Origin of the sequence: Streptococcus sp. 29887 (assembly GCF_032595075.1) — a bacterium.
Lineage (GTDB): Bacteria > Bacillota > Bacilli > Lactobacillales > Streptococcaceae > Streptococcus > Streptococcus iners.
The window spans coordinates 322,500-335,731 of the sequence record NZ_CP118735.1 but is presented as its reverse complement, the minus strand read 5'-3'; the positions used below and the strand labels follow the sequence as shown (position 1 = coordinate 335,731).

Below are 13,232 nucleotides of genomic sequence, written 5' to 3'. Positions count from 1 at the left end.
TCCAATTTTCACTATATTATTTTACAGTTGCAGTGCTTGTAATCACTTCTACAGCTTTCTTCACAGCGATGTCGTGTTTAAGCATTTCTGGTGAAAGCAAGCTACGAACTTGTGCCACTTCCATACGGTAAGTAGCTGCCAAGTCTTCGATTTCTTTCTCGATTTCAGCATCAGTTGCTTCAAAGCCTTCTGCTTTCGCTACTGCTTCAACAACCAAGTTAGTCTTCGTACGTTTTTCAGCATCTGCTTCGTATTGCTTATGCAAGTCTTCACGAGTTGTACCAGTGATTTGGAAGTACATGTCTGGTGAGATACCTTGTTGTTGCATACCACCCAAGAATTCATTGATTGCACGGTGAACTTCTTCGTGGATCATTTCTTCTGGCAATTCAACGATCTCAGCGTTTTCTACAGCCAATTCAAGAGCTGCTGATTCAACTGCATCGTCAAAGGCAACTTCTTTTGCTGCTTCCAATTCTTTGCGGTATTTAGCTTTCAACTCATCAAGTGTTTCTACTTCTTCGTCGATGTCTTTTGCCAATTCGTCATCCAAGGCTGGAACTTCTTTTGCTTTTACTTCGTGGATTTTTGTTACGAAGAGGGCTGGTTTACCAGCAAGGTCTGCTGCTTGGTAGTCTTCTGGGAAAGTCACTTCAACGTTTACTTCCTCACCAGCTGCGTGACCTACCAATTGTGCTTCAAAACCTGGGATGAATTGACCTGAACCAAGTCCAAGTGAGAAGTTCTCACCTTTACCGCCGTCAAATTCAACGCCGTCGATTGAACCTACAAAGTCGATAACAACTGTGTCGCCTTCAGCTGCTGGACCTTCTTTGATAACCAATTCAGCCAAGTTGTTGCGCTCACGCTCGATTTTTGCATCAACTTCTTCATCTGTTACTTCTTTAGTAGCTTCTACTGAAACTGCCAAGTTTTTGTAGTCACCCAATTTTACTTCAGGTTTTGTCACAACTTCAGCAGTGATTGTCCAGTCTTGACCTTTTTCCATAGACACAACGTCGATTTTTGGTTGTGCAACCACTTCAAGACCAGCTTCTGCAACCGCTGCTTCATAAGCTGCTGGTAACAATGCATTTACAACATCTTGATAAAGTGCTTCTTCACCAAATTTTTGGTTAAATACGGCACGTGGCAAGTGACCTTTACGGAAACCTGGAAGATTGATATCTTTCTTAACTTTGTTGAAAACGCGATCCAATTCTGGTTTGATGGCATCTTGACCAATTGTGAAGGTCAATACGCCACGGTTTGTTTCTTTTGCTTCAAATGATACAGACATTCTGTCATTCTCCTTAAAATTTTATTGCATACTCTTCATTATAACACAATTGACAGGGATTTCAACGATTTTATAACGGACTTTTGGGAAATGGCAGAGCTTCTGCCCAATCTTCTAATCTGGTTGTTGACCGTCGTGGGCTAGCCATTTGCAGTCTGTCAAGGTCATTTCTGAAAAGATCGCTTCAAAAGAAGAGTCTTCTGGTGAACAGGCATAGATACCAAAACGAATTTTCCTGCCGCCTTGGTGCAAATGGCAAATCCGCATTTGCTCAAAATGGATACCGTCTTTGGAGTTTTCAATGCAAAAATCACTGCCCCGTCGGCTCAAACGGTAGTAAATTGACTTGACAGAAGCAGGAATTTCCTGGGTTGCCCAGTCTGAAAAGCCCTGATTGGTCACAACGCTGCCCAGGTGCTGAAACTCCTCATTTTCATACTCAATCGAGCCCTTAATCCAGTTTTCCGAATCCTGATAGACCACAACACCACACTGGTCAAAGCGAGTATGGCTATTGGAAAAATCCGTCTTAACCGTAAAGGAAAAATACTCTTCCTCCGTGTCCATCAAGAGCAGGGGAGCATTATCATTGACAAAATGGTAGTAGGTCTTCTGCCACAAGTCTGTATGAGCTTGGGTTGTGATTCTAATTTCTTTTTCCGAAATCTGATAATTTTCTGGTTCTCGCACCCAGTAAAAATTTTTGGTGTTCATGTTACTCCTTAGTTCGTTCGTCTATAAAAGTCATCATCCGCTCAAATGCTTTAGCAGATACCGGGTCATTTCGTAAATTCGCCACAAAACCATGTGGCTTTTCAAGCCCTTCTTCCGCTAAAGGATCGACCAATTCATTTTCAACTCCCGCTTGCTGCAAGGCCTTATTGAGCGACACCATATCTGTCCGATACTCGCTTCCCAGCAGGAAACTAGCTGGGTAGTCCTTGTTCACATGGGAAATCGGGTTATAGGCATTGATTTCTTCCTCACTTAGATAAATGGTTTCTGAAACATAATTTCCAACCAACATCTTGGTTGCTAGGCTAAATTTGGCATAATCTAAGGGAGCATCATCGATGACCAGAGCCTTGACATGTTCTTTTGCAATACTTGGTTCAATGTTCAATAGCTGAGCGTAATCATTGTTGGCTAAGAGGCTACCGTATTGTGCTACCATGATGGCACCTGCGGATGAACCCATCAAGACAACATTGTCCATGTTCAAATGGTATTCTTCAGCGTGTTCCTTTATGTAGGCAAGGGCCTGATTCATCTGAATCACAGGTGTTGGGAAATGGTGGTCTGGTACAATAGCATAGTCAACATTGACCACATTATATCCTTTTGACACAATATCGTCAATGAGATAGGTGGCTTGGCTGGCAGCCAGAGGGTCCCCCATATTTTTACTCCCTCCAAAGAATCCACCACCGTGGAAATAGAAGAGGGTTGGACGGTCAGCTTCAAAATTTTGGTCTGGATAGATAATATCTAAAAAGCTGTTAGGGTAGTCCTTGCTATAGGCAATCTCACTTTTCAGATACTGACCATTCTCTTTCAGACCATCAATGGGATCGTAAAGAGGACTGTAAGAGTTGGGTGAACTCTCCTGGTACATAAACGATTGAATGACACCGACCATCAACTGCGGATGATTGGTAACGGACACATAGGCAATGATACCGAGACTAGCTACAATCCCAAGGGGCCATAAGATAATTTTTTTAAATTTTTTCATGAGTTCTCCTAATCTAATAGTTCTAATCCATAACTGCTTACCTGTCCATTGACAGCATCATGTAGCCAATCAGCCACACTCTTGTCCTGAAACATAGGGGTAAAGAATGTTGAGAAGTTAATGGTGGTGTGCTGAGTAGCTGTGGTTTTTTCATCTTGACCATAGTTCCAGATAAAAATACCCACTCCCTCAATCTGAGTTTGAAGCTCTTGTACCATCTGTTTGAGCTTGATTTGAAAGTCATCACTGCTCGCTTTTGTTGCATCTGCTAGTTTCCCTTGGTCAATATAGGCCTGATATTGCTGAAGAATTCCATCTCGATAGGAAATATCAAACAATATCTTAACCTTATCCCCTCGCTTCTCATGGAGGGCTACTAAGCTATCCAAAACAAGATTGTCTGAATGCAGACGATCACTAATAGAAGTCGGGGTCTTCCAGACATTTTCTGCTATGCTTTTCCAATTATCATGTCTCAAAAAGGAACTATCCACTGCAACTGTGACATTTTTCGCTGTTGGAAAATGAGAAATGACATCATCCGCTAGCAGTGAGGTCGCAAATCCGCCAGCTGAAAATCCAGTCACCAGAAGCGTATCGGGATTACCTATGTGAGACTTAGCAACCGCTAAAATACTCATCAGATTGGAATAACCTTGGTGATGGACTACTTGCTCTTTTCCGTTATCGTCTACATATGAAAAGCTTTGGGTCCCTGCATGAAAATCTCCTGTCCCATACGGAAGCACAATCATAGTCCAGTCCTTAAATGGATTATCTTCCTGCGAACTACCGATTCCCCAAGTTGCGACATAATCTTGATGGCCAATTGTGGTCGCAAAATAGCGTGTGCCACCACTAGCAGTCTCTTCATTAATACTAACTCCACCACCAAAGAAATAGACCATCACCTTATTCTTCTCTTTACCAATACGAAGCAGGCCGTGCGCCTGGTTGCCTTGAGAATCTACAACCCCTTCGGGACTGAGGCGGTACCATTCATTCACTTGTGGGGTCTGAGCAACAAGCTCAGGAGCTGACCAGCCAAAGGTCATTTTATAGGCAATAAAACCAAGCAAGGCTAGAACAACTGTTACAGCCGCTACTATTTTCCAAACTTTTTTCATACTTTCTTTTTTCTGTCCTTTATGGTATATTTTTAGAAACAAGTGTTTCGTTTTTATCAGTATAGCAGATGAACAGTGGGAAAACTAGTCCCAGCTCTGCTATTTGCCCAAAAGGAAACAAAGGAAAGGAAGTGTTTCGCATGGAAAGAGTGAAGCGGAAAGAGTCGTTATTTGTGGAGAGTGTCGTGGAGGCTTTGTGGGAGTTGCTGGAAGACAAATCCTTTGAAAAGATTAGTGTGTCAGAGTTGGTGGAGCGAGCTGGCATCGGTCGGGTGACCTTTTACCGAAACTTTTCCAATAAGGAAGAGGTGCTCGAACGGTCTTTCACCATGGAGTTACAAGCCTGGTTGACCGAACGACAGATTGACTTGTCGGATTGGTCAGATGCTCATCTCTTACTGGCTTTACGGCAATTTTTTGACTTTTGGCATGAGCAACAGGATAAGATTCGCTTATTAACTGCCAACCATTTGGACTACTTGCTCGAGGAGGTCTTGGACAGCTATTTCAAAGAAAGACTGGGGGACTTGACCGATGATTTTCACCTGCAATTTATCGTGGGGGGATTTTTCCGAGTGCTTAAAACCTGGGTTGCTAGAGGCTGTAAGGAAAGCCCTGATGACATCATGCGGTTGATGGGAGAGCAATAGAGCAAACTTGTCAACGTTCTTGCCCAGACCAAGCAAAAAGACTTAGACAACTGTTTTTCAGTCACTCTAAGTCTTTTTTGTATATAGTGGTCATTGTGAAAAGATGACAATTTAATTCCTTTTCACTTTTTCTTCAATGGCTTTTTCTAGGTCAACCAGAACATCAGACATATACATAGTTTTCAATTCTTTCTCCATAGCTGTCTGGACTTGGACGAGTTTGTCGTCCACAGCGGCATGGATATTTCCCCCCACGATACAGTCAGGATGGGGATTTTCATGAAAATTAAACAAGCCTTTCTTATCGATATTGTCAACCGTAACAAAGATGTCATAAAGGCTAATGTCATCAAGTGGCTTTGCTAAACGAAAACCGCCGCTGCCCTGCTTGGCATCTACAATTCCCGCATCCTTCAAACCAGATAGAACCGAGCGAATGATAACGGGATTGGCTTGAATGCTAGTTGCCAAAACCTTGCTGGTAACACGTTGCTGGTCTTGAAAGAGATGGATAAAGGCCAAGGCATGAATGGCAATGGTAAATTTATTTGAAATCTGCATAACAACCTTTTACTCGCTGACAAGGCTAATACGTGCTTTGAGATGATCACCTGATGCAATCTCGTCAATCATACCAATGGCATAATCTGCATAGGAAATAACGCTTTCTCCCTTGCTATTCAAGACCAACTCTTCGCCGCCAAGAATATAGCGTCCTGTCCGTTCACCGTCTGCTTGGAAATCACCTGCCGGGCTTACATAGGTCCAGTTGACATCATCTACTTGACGAAGGGCCTCAAGTGCTTCCTTGTGAGCATTTAGCACAGGCAATACTTCCGCTGGAAACTCTGTCACATCTGCCACAGTCAAGGTATGTTCTGGATTAACATAGAGGCTTGCCGCTCCACCAACCACAAGTAAACGTGTTTGCGAACCTTTTAGGATAGCCGCCAAATGTTTGGCTGCATCAGGAACCATATGGACAGTGTCTGCTGTCCAGGCACCTACTGCATCCACTACCGCATCAAAACCAATCACATCATCAGCTGTCAGGTCAAAAACATCCTTTTGAAGAACCTGCTGTGCGACTGTCTTATTTTCACCACGAACGATGGCCGTTACTTCAAAACCACGTGCTACCGCTTCTTTCACAATCAAGCTACCTGCTTTACCGTTCGCTGCTACTACTGCTATTTTCATTTTCTTTTCCTCCGAAATGGTTTTTGTTGTAAATTGTTTTGTTACAACTTTTTTGAAAATTGTTGGCAGGTTCATTTATCGTAGAAAAAAGATCTGAGATGAACTCTCAAATCTTTTCTAGTCTATTCTACTTCCTCCTCGGTTTCAAGGCTGACAGGCCGTGTGCCTTGACGGTTTGGAGAAGATAGGGCCAGGCATGTTGACTGACGGTGACAGCTTTTCCCTTGGCCAAGCGTTTCATCTGGGCCTCGTAATAACTGACACCGATAATGGGACCAAGGGCCTTATCCAGTTTTGGAAGACCTGTTGTCAGGCGAGGCGTTGTCAGTTGCACATCACCGCCTTGACGGTAATCATTGACTAGACTTGCACGAAGGACAAAGGGTCTGGCAAGGCCAATCATGGACACACCATCCTTAATAGCCTCCTCCATCTGCGTGACTTTTCGGAAACCGCCCGTTGAAACAATAGGAACAGAAGTCAAATCTGCTAGAGTAAGGGCGTAGGTGACAAATCCAGCACCATTCTCATAGTCACTGCCAAAGACAGGTGCCTCATAATTGCCACCTGAAATTTCAATCAGGTCGATACCCAAGTCAGACATGGTTTTCACCACATGCTTACAATCTTCAAAACCAAAGCCCTCTTCCTTAAAATCAGAAGCATTCAATTTCAAGGCGATGGTAAAATCTGGTCCCACTTTGTCACGCAGACCTTGATAGACTTCCACCAAAAAGCGCATACGATTGTCCAGATTGCCACCATAGCGGTCCGTCCGCTGATTATCTGCTGGTGAGAGGAATTGATTGATCAAGTAACCATGTGCAGCGTGTAACTGTACACCTGTAAATCCTGCTGCTTTTGCCCGAAGGCCTGCTGCAATAAATTTATCTCTAACTTCTTTGATGTCAAACACGGTCATTTCTCTCGGTGGACGAAAGGCAGAAGCTGAGCCTCCAGAAATCGGAATGGCACTGGGTGCAATCGGAGTTTGATTGATCGACCGATACATCTGTTTGCCAGGGTGATTGAGCTGGAGCCAGATAGGCACACCGTTCTTTTTCCCAACGGCTGCCCATTTCCGAAATTGAGCCAGATGAGCGTCTGAATCAAGGACCACATTGCCCGGCTCACCAAGGTAGCGGCCGTCCACCATGACATTGCCTGTCACTAAGACGCCCATTCCCTGCTTGCCCCAAAAATCATATAAGGAAATCAAGTCATCCGAGGGAGCTCCCTGACTATCTGCCAGGGTTTCGCTCATGGCGGATTTGAAAAAGCGATTATCTAAGACCTGACCATTGGGCAGTTGGAGGTTTTCTAACAAAATCTTAGTCACCGTAGCTCTCCTTAAATGCTTGGATTTTCTTATCAAGATAGGCTAGTAAGGCTTGGCTCTTTGCCAAATCAAATCCTTTCAAGCTGACCTTAGCCAACCTTTTCTCCGCAAAATAACGACCTGATACTCCAGTCACCTCTGGTGACAAGCTTAAGTAGTAACCCGTTTCAATCCCCTGGTCCAAATCCTTGGAAAATAGTTTCATCAGACTGGTAAGAATCCGACTTTTCAGGTTGCGTTTGATGCCATCATTGCCCAAATTTGTCGCAATCAAGCCAGGATGGTAGGCATTGACGGTCACAGATGCCCCTTGCTTTTCTAAGGCCTCTGCCTGAGCTATTGCCAGCCAAATGGTGTAAAGCTTGGCATTATTGTAAGCCATGGCTGCAGAATAGCTCTGCTCTAAACCAAAATCCAAGCCTTTGGTTTGTGCAAAATGGTGCATGAAGGAAGAGGTGTGAATAACCCTGCCTCCTGCTTTTTCCAGCAAGGGCAGCAATTCCGTCGTCAAGATATATGGAACTTGGACAGACAGCATAAAGGTCATCTCAATATTTTCTGCCGTTGCCACGCGAGCATCACCAAAGTAAGCACCCGCATTATTTAACAAGACATCAATCTGCTCAAAATCTCGTTTAATCTCTTGGCTGAAACGATAGACATCTGCTAACTTGGAAAAATCTGCAAGATAGCCGTGAATCTTTTTATTTCCTGTCTTTAGTTGAATATCACTGAGGGCTACACGGAGCTTTTCGCTATTTCGCCCGTGCAAGATCACTTCATGACCTTCACTAGCTAGTTTCATGGCTAGGTGTTTGCCGATTCCATCTGTCGATCCTGTGATTAAAATGGTTTTAGGCATTGCTTTCCTCCAAAAAGGCTAGTAAGGTTTTTGAAAACTCTTCTGCATTTTGGAAGATCGAGCCGTGTCCTGCATTTGGATAGATGATCAGTTGGCTATTTTTGATCTTCTCATGCATGGTGTAAGAATTTTCTGTTGGAACCTGCATATCCTTATCACCGTTAACGATCAGAGTTGGCTGGGTGATAAAGGTCATGTCGTCTTGTGGCTCTCTTCCCCAGCGTTTGATAGCTTTCAGCTGGGTCAAAAATCCTGGAACATTCATGTTCTTATCTGCATGAGCAGCACTTCTTTGCCCCATACGACCCAAGACTTTTTCTGCCTCCAAACGACCTGCTTCATCATGATTGTAGAAGATGTAGCGTTTCGGATCGACACGCTCCAAACCAGCCTTCAGCATATAGCGGAAGGTTTTTCCGGTCACCTTATCGACTTCAAAACCACCACGAGGACCTGTACCTGCTAAAATCAAGCGGTTGACCAATTGACTATCCAGACGAACGATTTCTTGAGCAATAAAACCACCCATAGACAGACCCAGCAAATTGATTTTTTCATGACCCAAAGCCTTGATAATGGTAACAGCCTGCTCAGCCATTCCTGGAATATTCGGAGCCACCTTGCCCTGACTAGCTCCCACGCCAGGAAGGTCTAGGACAATTACATGGTGCTTTTCAGCCAGCAAATCCAGCAATTTTGGATCCCAGTTGTCCAAGGTCGCGGCTAGGTGAACCAGCATGACCAAAGGGATGTCAGACTTGCCCTTGCTGAGCTCACGGTAGGCGATTTTATTGTTTGAAACGGTGATGTATTGGTTTTTAGTTGTAATATATGACATGATTTTTTCCTTGTATATCTTATTGTCTTAGTTGAAACTGAGGACGGTTTTTCCGCGTGAACGACCGTTGGCAACCTTATCAAGTGCTGCGTTGACTTCTTCAAATGGATACACGGTATCGATAGACGGTTTAATTTCGAGCTTGCTGAAAATGTCTGCTACTTCTTGCAGTTGGCGACCATTGCTCTCTACGAAAATGAAATGGTAGTGAACACTGTATTTCTTAGCCATTTTGTCAAATTGACGACCAGCTAGGCCAAACAAGATTTGTTTCCATTTTGGCAAATTCATGCGCTTGGCAAATTCACCATTTGGCATGGCACGAAGGGAAACCAGCTGTCCACCTTTTTTCATGATTGACATTTGTTTTTCCGTTTCTGCACCACCAAGTGTGTCCAAGACATAGTCAACATTGCTAAGTGTTTTGGTGTAATCTTCTGTCTTGTAATCGATAAACTGGTCTGCACCCAATGCCAATACCCGCTCTGCATTTGCCCCATCGCCATTCGTGATAACGGTCAAGCCCTTGGCTTTGGCAATCGGGATAGCCATACCGCCGACACCACCAGTTCCGCCTGAGATGAAGATAGTCTTGCCTGCCTCAGCACCCATGAGGTCGAGAGCCTGCATGATGGTCAAAGCTGTCAAAGGAACAGCAGCCGCTTCTTCATCTGTCAAGTAGGCAGGAACCTTAGCAAGAGCCTGAGCGTCAACCGCTACATACTCAGCGAAAGCACCGATACTATCAAGTGGAAGACGACCGAAGACACGATCACCTGCCGCAAATGTCGTCACGCTTGAACCTACTTCTTCAACCAAGCCAACCACTTCATTTCCAGCTGTTTGTGGCAATTTGTAAGGGACAATCAATTTCACATCTCCACGTGAAATCATGTTGTCCAATGGATTAACGCCTGCTGCGGTGACTTTGACAAGGACTTGGTTCGATTTGATTTGTGGTTTAGCAATTTCTGTAAGGTTAAGGGTGATATTGTTTTTGTTATAAGCTGTGTGTTGTGCTGCTTTCATGTTCTTCTCTTTTCTTTAATATTATTTGTTCCTGTATCACTTACAGGTTCAAGTTTGGTTTTATAAAATCTGACCTCGGTCAGATTCGGGTTTCTTGTGCGGATTGATAGAGATTATCAATCACATTATCTAAGGATTGACGACTGAGTTGATGTTCCAGTTCTTGTTCAACGCTGGAAAAGATGGGAACCATTGCACCTTCTATATGCTGCCCAACCGGACAAGTAAGATTGGCATTCTGGTGTATCTGAAATAGGCGAATATGCTCCACTTCTTGCGTCGCAAGGTAGATTTCCAATAAGCTAATATCCTTAGGGGACTTGCTCAATTGGTATCCTGATCGCCCTTGGTGCGAGGTGATTAAGCCTGCATTTTTCAAAAGTGCAATCACCTTGCGGATATAGCTGGCATTGGTACCAACGCTCTCAGCTAAGGCTTGCGAGCTAAGTATTTCCTTACTCTCACTGATCATGGTCAGTATATGAAGGGCTACTGAAAACTTTGTATCCATTCGGTCTCCTTTATGTTCTTGTATCAACTACAAGAACAAGTTTATCATAAGTTAGACTTCTTGGCAAGTCTTTTGCTTTATAGTCATTTGAATTAACTTTGATACTTCGTCACTTTCGGCTTGCCGTACTCTACGAATGTGACTTGCTTCGCAAGTCTTATTTCCAACCTAGAACAGCCTCTAGGCTATTCTAGCAACCTGCACCTCAGTTCCTTGTCTGAAAGCTCATTCATTCGACTATATTTTTTTATTAAGCATTCTACCAAGAAGTTGCTTGTCTTACATGCGTTTGCCGTCTAGGACAAATGGCAAGGTTTTTTCTATATGATAGACGTGGACTGCTGAGGCGTATTGCACCACTTCTGCATTCAACTGCGGAGCTAGGTTGGCATAGAAGGCCTCTCTTGCAGCCTGATCCGCAAAACCTAGGATGATAGAGGCATGAAGATGGTCTTCTTTAGGATTGTCATGGGCAACATTGGGGGTATTCCAAGTCGCTTTATTCCAAGGAAGATAGACCTGTGTCCGTACTTCCGTTACCTCAGGGATAGTTGCCAGTTGACTGGCAAGTCCATCTTGAACAAATGTTTTGAAGCTGCCGCTCTTCACACCATCTTTGCGACGGAAGTAAAGGACATCACGCAGTTGGGTTGGGGCCTGAGTGCTGGTATGATACCAACGTGATGAATATGGGAAGCCCATGTGCATCAAGGTCCGACGGAAAACATTGACCTCATCTTCAAATGCAAGAGCCGTCTGACGGCGACCGCCTATTGGTGCCAATAACTTCTGGTAAGTCACTTCCGCAATGCCATCAATCCGACGGTCTTCTGGAATAGCCGTCTCCAAGCCTGTCGCTTTCGGCCAAAAACTATGTTCTGTCGCACTCAAATGTTGCTGGCGGTATTCTAGTAGACCCGGTGAAGCTGCGATAATCTGTGCATGACCGCCACTCCAGTAGTCCATCCCCTCTTGACGTGCTTTATCCTGACGCATCCATAATAAAATGGACAGTGAAAATCGTTGTTGGTATCCTTTTGTCATGTTTTCTCTCTTTGTTCTTGTATCATTTACAGGAACAAGTTTAGCATAAGCCAGACCTCTTGGCAAGGATTTGGCTCAAAAAAAGGGAGTGGGACAAAAATCGGTAACCCGCAGGGTTCGATTTTGTCGTCCCACCCCCGCACAGTTGAGTAGGGCTGTAAAAGCTGATAAAATCAGCTAATTAGAGCCCACTCAACCACTGCGTCAAGTTTAACGATTGAAAAAAACTAAGGAGGCCAGGAATTTTATACGAAAACTCAAAAGAATGCAAAAATTCCCTCCCTATGATATAATCAAAGCGAAAAAATTTTTTATGTTAGACTACTAGCTCGTCCCTAGTAGTCTTTTTCTGTGCTAAAAATTCAGGATACGTTATCTGCTCTTGTAAGAGGATATAAGCTATTTTTAATAATTGATGTGCAAGGGCAATTGTTGCTTTTTGTGAACCACGCCGACTTTGAATCTGATAAAATCGTTCAGCTAGAGGACTACCTTTTTGGTTCCTGGCGGCGAAAGCGGCTTGGCATAAACATTTCTTCAAATAAGAATTTCCGTGTCGAATCTTGGTGCTTCGTTTTTTACCAGCACTCTCATTATTACCTGGACAAAGTCCAGCCCAAGAAGCTAAATGTCCAGCAGTAGGAAACTGACTCATGTCAACACCAACCTCAGAAATGATAACAGAAGCTGTAATGATATCAATGCCTGGGATGGAATCCAATATCTCTACATGGTTTTCATATTGTGATAGATAGACATTCATTCGCTCTTCCAACAACCCAATCTGCTTCTGATAAAAATCATAAATCTCCAATGACTGCTTTAACATAAAGCGGTGATGGTCAGAAAAATAGCCATCCAAGGCTTCCATAAGCTGCGGTACTTTCTTCTTCAAGCTGGTGTAAACTGATTGATGGACAATGCGAGGTGTGATAGGCGTCCCATCAACCAGTAGCTGAAGGAGATTGCGGCCAGATAGTCCCATTATATCTTCGATATAGGTTGTTAGCTTGATACCACCTGATTGAAGAATTTTATGGATACGGTTTGTTTCTCGATTGCGACTTTCCACATAATGTTTTCGTTGTCTGGTCAACTCCCTCAATTCTTGAATAGTTTCATCGGGAACGAAACTCCGAGGAAGCAGACCAATCCGTGTTAATTTGGCAATCCAGTGAGCATCCTTCTTGTCGGTTTTCTGACCTGGAATAGCCTTCATGTGGGCTGGTTGAGCGAGTATCAACTTGAAGTCACCACATAGAGCATGCCAGACAGGTCGCCAATAAACACCTGTACTTTCCATACCAACAGCTTCCACATGAAATTGACTGAGAAAATCGTGGCAAGCACGTAGGCCTTTAGTCCTTGTATCAAACGTAGCCATCTCACGCTTTGGACGAGTTGAGGTGAGTGGTCCGTGTAGGATACAGACAACGATATTGGCTTGATGGACATCAATACCTGCACAAGATTGATAGAGAACATCCATGACAATTCCCTCCTTCTAAAAATTAGAGAGCTTATCTACCGAATTTTAGTCGTATTTTTATACTCATGCCTATCGCATATTCTGGGGTGCTCGTCAGTAGAGTGGGTT

14 protein-coding genes are annotated in these 13,232 nt (G+C 43.8%); 1 reads left to right on the top strand and 13 read right to left on the bottom strand.

Annotation, left to right across the window (positions count from 1 at the left end; genetic code table 11):
• Positions 1-16 precede the first annotated feature (16 nt).
• From tig to PW252_RS01710, 4 genes are all read right to left on the bottom strand, one after another.
• On the bottom strand, positions 17-1,300 hold the full coding sequence (tig, locus tag PW252_RS01725; RefSeq protein WP_105117369.1) for a trigger factor: 1,284 nt from the start codon (positions 1,298-1,300) through the stop codon (positions 17-19).
• Positions 1,301-1,414: 114 nt separating this feature from the next.
• Positions 1,415-2,014 (bottom strand): DUF1349 domain-containing protein, encoded by a 600-nt coding sequence (locus PW252_RS01720; RefSeq protein WP_248050262.1) that lies wholly within the window; start codon positions 2,012-2,014, stop codon positions 1,415-1,417.
• 1 nt (position 2,015) lies between these two features.
• Complete coding sequence (locus PW252_RS01715) at positions 2,016-3,035, bottom strand: alpha/beta hydrolase (RefSeq protein WP_248050260.1); 1,020 nt, start codon at positions 3,033-3,035, stop codon at positions 2,016-2,018.
• Positions 3,036-3,043: 8 nt separating this feature from the next.
• A complete protein-coding gene (locus tag PW252_RS01710; protein WP_248050258.1) occupies positions 3,044-4,162 on the bottom strand; it encodes a pectinacetylesterase family protein in 1,119 nt (372 codons plus the stop codon).
• 140 nt (positions 4,163-4,302) lie between these two features.
• Between PW252_RS01710 and PW252_RS01705 the strand changes: the two genes are divergently transcribed.
• Positions 4,303-4,812, top strand: coding sequence for a TetR/AcrR family transcriptional regulator (locus PW252_RS01705; protein WP_248050256.1), 510 nt, complete (start codon positions 4,303-4,305; stop codon positions 4,810-4,812).
• A gap of 111 nt (positions 4,813-4,923) precedes the next feature.
• Here PW252_RS01705 and PW252_RS01700 read toward each other — a convergent pair whose 3' ends face one another.
• The 9 genes from PW252_RS01700 to PW252_RS01660 form a co-directional block, all read right to left on the bottom strand.
• On the bottom strand, positions 4,924-5,373 hold the full coding sequence (locus PW252_RS01700) for an Rrf2 family transcriptional regulator (protein ID WP_248050255.1): 450 nt from the start codon (positions 5,371-5,373) through the stop codon (positions 4,924-4,926).
• A 9-nt stretch (positions 5,374-5,382) separates the two neighbouring features.
• Positions 5,383-6,012, bottom strand: coding sequence for an NAD(P)-dependent oxidoreductase (locus PW252_RS01695; protein WP_248050253.1), 630 nt, complete (start codon positions 6,010-6,012; stop codon positions 5,383-5,385).
• Positions 6,013-6,139: 127 nt separating this feature from the next.
• On the bottom strand, positions 6,140-7,351 hold the full coding sequence (locus tag PW252_RS01690; protein WP_248050251.1) for an NADH:flavin oxidoreductase/NADH oxidase family protein: 1,212 nt from the start codon (positions 7,349-7,351) through the stop codon (positions 6,140-6,142).
• Positions 7,344-8,213, bottom strand: coding sequence for an SDR family NAD(P)-dependent oxidoreductase (locus PW252_RS01685; RefSeq protein WP_248050249.1), 870 nt, complete (start codon positions 8,211-8,213; stop codon positions 7,344-7,346). The genes PW252_RS01690 and PW252_RS01685 overlap by 8 nt, the downstream gene beginning before the upstream one ends.
• Complete coding sequence (locus tag PW252_RS01680; RefSeq protein ID WP_248050248.1) at positions 8,206-9,051, bottom strand: alpha/beta fold hydrolase; 846 nt, start codon at positions 9,049-9,051, stop codon at positions 8,206-8,208. The genes PW252_RS01685 and PW252_RS01680 overlap by 8 nt, the downstream gene beginning before the upstream one ends.
• A 27-nt stretch (positions 9,052-9,078) precedes the next feature.
• Complete coding sequence (locus PW252_RS01675) at positions 9,079-10,080, bottom strand: NADP-dependent oxidoreductase (protein WP_248050247.1); 1,002 nt, start codon at positions 10,078-10,080, stop codon at positions 9,079-9,081.
• Between the two features lie 79 nt (positions 10,081-10,159).
• Positions 10,160-10,591, bottom strand: a complete 432-nt coding sequence (locus tag PW252_RS01670) for an Rrf2 family transcriptional regulator (protein WP_044669829.1) — start codon at positions 10,589-10,591, stop codon at positions 10,160-10,162.
• 279 nt (positions 10,592-10,870) lie between these two features.
• The gene (locus PW252_RS01665; protein ID WP_248050245.1) at positions 10,871-11,635 is read right to left on the bottom strand and encodes a hypothetical protein; all 765 of its coding nucleotides are present in this window, start codon (positions 11,633-11,635) and stop codon (positions 10,871-10,873) included.
• A 316-nt stretch (positions 11,636-11,951) separates the two neighbouring features.
• Positions 11,952-13,124 (bottom strand): IS110 family RNA-guided transposase, encoded by a 1,173-nt coding sequence (locus tag PW252_RS01660; protein ID WP_248050243.1) that lies wholly within the window; start codon positions 13,122-13,124, stop codon positions 11,952-11,954.
• Between the last annotated feature and the right edge of the window lie 108 nt (positions 13,125-13,232).

Bases quoted from the DNA above. Each gene is read 5' to 3' on its own strand.
- tig (WP_105117369.1), bottom strand. From the start codon at position 1,300: ATGTCTGTATCATTTGAAGCAAAAGAAACAAACCGTGGCGTATTGACC.
- PW252_RS01720 (WP_248050262.1), bottom strand. From the start codon at position 2,014: ATGAACACCAAAAATTTTTACTGGGTGCGAGAACCAGAAAATTATCAG.
- PW252_RS01715 (WP_248050260.1), bottom strand. From the start codon at position 3,035: ATGAAAAAATTTAAAAAAATTATCTTATGGCCCCTTGGGATTGTAGCT.
- PW252_RS01710 (WP_248050258.1), bottom strand. From the start codon at position 4,162: ATGAAAAAAGTTTGGAAAATAGTAGCGGCTGTAACAGTTGTTCTAGCC.
- PW252_RS01705 (WP_248050256.1), top strand. From the start codon at position 4,303: ATGGAAAGAGTGAAGCGGAAAGAGTCGTTATTTGTGGAGAGTGTCGTG.
- PW252_RS01700 (WP_248050255.1), bottom strand. From the start codon at position 5,373: ATGCAGATTTCAAATAAATTTACCATTGCCATTCATGCCTTGGCCTTT.
- PW252_RS01695 (WP_248050253.1), bottom strand. From the start codon at position 6,012: ATGAAAATAGCAGTAGTAGCAGCGAACGGTAAAGCAGGTAGCTTGATT.
- PW252_RS01685 (WP_248050249.1), bottom strand. From the start codon at position 8,213: ATGCCTAAAACCATTTTAATCACAGGATCGACAGATGGAATCGGCAAA.
- PW252_RS01680 (WP_248050248.1), bottom strand. From the start codon at position 9,051: ATGTCATATATTACAACTAAAAACCAATACATCACCGTTTCAAACAAT.
- PW252_RS01675 (WP_248050247.1), bottom strand. From the start codon at position 10,080: ATGAAAGCAGCACAACACACAGCTTATAACAAAAACAATATCACCCTT.
- PW252_RS01670 (WP_044669829.1), bottom strand. From the start codon at position 10,591: ATGGATACAAAGTTTTCAGTAGCCCTTCATATACTGACCATGATCAGT.
- PW252_RS01665 (WP_248050245.1), bottom strand. From the start codon at position 11,635: ATGACAAAAGGATACCAACAACGATTTTCACTGTCCATTTTATTATGG.
- PW252_RS01660 (WP_248050243.1), bottom strand. From the start codon at position 13,124: ATGGATGTTCTCTATCAATCTTGTGCAGGTATTGATGTCCATCAAGCC.